The organism is Mesorhizobium sp. P5_C1, assembly GCF_054049815.1.
Genome location: NZ_JBFULQ010000723.1, coordinates 1 through 2,288, shown reverse-complemented (window position 1 = coordinate 2,288; position 2,288 = coordinate 1). Strand labels below are relative to the sequence as shown.

Here is a 2,288-nt window from a genome sequence, read left to right as displayed (position 1 = left end):
GCCCGGCGGCGAGGGACTACTCACGCGCCTATCTGCACCATCTGGTGCGCTCGCAGGAGGCACTTGGCGCGATGCTTCTGACCTGGAACAATCTCTCGTATTATCAGAAGCTTATGCAGGACATCCGTGCGGCAATCGAGGCACATGCCTTCGAAGCACGCGCGGCGGAGATTTCGGAAGGTTGGGCTCGGGGCGATATCCCGGCCATATAGTCCAGCGTCTCCAGCGATTGACGGATCGGCTGCCCAAGAGCAGATTTGTAATCGAGGGATTGGCTATGGCCGTGACATACGACTTTGCCGGCAAGACGGCGATCGTAACCGGTGGCTCCCGGGGCATCGGCAGAGCCGTGGCCACACAGTTGGCAGGGTCTGGCGCCGACGTCTGGGTATGGGACGCCGATCCAGTGCCGACTGCCGGAATTCACAGCCAGACGGTCGACGCCACCAAGGCGGGCGACATAAGGGAAGCCTTGGCTGACATCGTCGCCCGAGCGGGGCGGATCGACATCCTCGTCAACAACGCTGGCTATCTCGGTCCCTACCTCGGCTTTGAGGCCTTCGAGCCGGTTGAGTGGCAGCGCATTATCGGTGTCAATCTCCTCGGAACGTTCGAGGTCACGCATCAGGTCCTGCCGATAATGCGCAAGGTCGGCAACGGCCGCATCGTCAACATGGGATCGCTTGCAGGCAAGGAGGGATTGCCGAACCTTGCCGCCTACTCGGCGGCAAGCGCAGGCATTATCGCTTTCACCAAGGCATTGTCGCGGGAGGTTTGCGACACCGGCATTCGGGTGAATTGCGTAGCGCCCGGTCCGATCGATACCGACCTTATCAGGCGCCTTGGCAATGAAGTTGTCAGCGACATGATCGGCGCCAGCCCGCTGAAACGGCTCGGCTCCGCCGACGAAGTCGCTGCGTTGGTGCTCTGGCTGTGTTCCGATTCGAGCAGCTTCAACACTGGTGCCGTATTCGATATGTCGGGCGGCAGGGCGCGCTACTGATGTCGGCTGTCTCAGGTGCTTAGCGAATTCGACGCGCGCAGGCTGCAGCCGGTGATCTGGAATGTGCCGTCGGGCTGTTGCTGCAGCGTGTAGACAGCCTCATAATCCTTGCCGTCGGGGCCGACGATCAGCACCTGCTGGATGATCGAGGTCGGGCTCGTCTCCTCGACCTTGCCAAAAGAATAGGTCTGTGGGTTGCGCACCGGCGCGTAGCCGTTGGTCACCATGTTCATGAAGGTGTCGACGGTCGGGAAGATCTGCTTCACGTTGGGTGCGGCGAAGCTATAGGCGGCGGCGCCGTCATTGGCGATGAAGGCTTTCAACTGGCCGTCGATGGCGGCTTGCGCCGCCTTGACCTCGGCATCGCCGGCAAGCGCAGACGACGCCAGGACGAGTGGAACGAACGCGAATGCGAAAAACATGCGGCGCATGGCCTGTCTCCGTTGCCCACTTGAGAAAGCTGCCTCTCCCCAAAACTATTCCAAGAGGCATTTTAACATACGCATGGCGGCGCTTCACGGTTTCATCGGTGGCGAACATTCGTGTCGCCCCCCGCGCGTTGCGGGAAGTCTTAGCCCGGTCCCGAGCCGGCTGAGCATTTATCCGGCGCTTGAAAGCACGCCTCCAGTCTGTCAGAAGGGCCGCTTGGACTTGGACGTTTAGGGACGAAGCCATGAGGGCGTTTTTCGTGCAGATCAAATGCGAGCTGGGCAAATCCTATGAGGTTGCCAGCGCGCTTGCCGATGCCGAGATCGCCTCGGAAATCTACTCGACTGCCGGCAACTACGATCTGCTCGCCAAATTCTACGTCGACGACGAGGAAGATGTCGGCCATTTCGTCAACGAGAAGGTGCAGATACTCCCCGGTATCAAGGACACTTTCACCGTCGTCACGTTCCGCGCCTTCTAGAGCCCGTTCCATCCCCGATAGAATCGGGATGGGGTTCTATCTCAGTGTTTGAGCATGACCTTCTCCTAAGCTGGGTTCCACTTTTTGGGACCGTGCTTCAGCTGCTGAACGCGCCTGCCTGACCACGAGGCAAAGCCTGACCAAGGGCATATTTCAGCTGCCTTAATTTTGGGCAGCCGCCACATACTGGTCGTCCGTATCCCTCAAATCACCGATTGCGCTTGATTTTCTCCGGCGACGCCAGTGAAATGGTGTCACAGGGGAGTATGCGATTGGCAGCGTTCGATGAAATGCTTCCGGAAGTCTCCGGATTGAGAAGACCGTATTCGGCTTATGATCGCTGGCTGAAGGAGCAGGATCCGGCCAGGCTTACCG

At 59.4% G+C, this 2,288-nt stretch carries 3 protein-coding genes and 1 pseudogene; 3 read left to right on the top strand and 1 reads right to left on the bottom strand.

The features are described 5' to 3' along the window. Nucleotides 1–212, top strand: a pseudogene (locus ACXJ7R_RS30400) (tRNA guanosine(34) transglycosylase Tgt); the annotation flags it as partial. A 65-nt stretch (nt 213–277) separates the two neighbouring features. After that, nucleotides 278–1,003: an SDR family NAD(P)-dependent oxidoreductase gene (locus ACXJ7R_RS30395; RefSeq protein WP_457155046.1), complete on the top strand. Its 726-nt coding sequence runs from the start codon at nt 278–280 to the stop codon at nt 1,001–1,003. An 11-nt stretch (nt 1,004–1,014) separates the two neighbouring features. On the opposite strand, the gene ACXJ7R_RS30390 is transcribed toward ACXJ7R_RS30395, so the two are convergent. Further along, a complete protein-coding gene (locus ACXJ7R_RS30390; RefSeq protein WP_457155045.1) occupies nt 1,015–1,434 on the bottom strand; it encodes a DUF4864 domain-containing protein in 420 nt (139 codons plus the stop codon). A 242-nt stretch (nt 1,435–1,676) separates the two neighbouring features. On the opposite strand from ACXJ7R_RS30390, the gene ACXJ7R_RS30385 reads away from it, so the two are divergent. Further along, nucleotides 1,677–1,913, top strand: a complete 237-nt coding sequence (locus ACXJ7R_RS30385) for an Lrp/AsnC family transcriptional regulator (RefSeq protein ID WP_095085044.1) — start codon at nt 1,677–1,679, stop codon at nt 1,911–1,913. Nucleotides 1,914–2,288 lie beyond the last annotated feature (375 nt).

What these genes read in the sequence shown, in the direction of transcription:
- ACXJ7R_RS30395 (WP_457155046.1), top strand. Translation starts at nt 278, where the DNA reads ATGGCCGTGACATACGACTTTGCCGGCAAGACGGCGATCGTAACCGGT.
- ACXJ7R_RS30390 (WP_457155045.1), bottom strand. Translation starts at nt 1,434, where the DNA reads ATGCGCCGCATGTTTTTCGCATTCGCGTTCGTTCCACTCGTCCTGGCG.
- ACXJ7R_RS30385 (WP_095085044.1), top strand. Translation starts at nt 1,677, where the DNA reads ATGAGGGCGTTTTTCGTGCAGATCAAATGCGAGCTGGGCAAATCCTAT.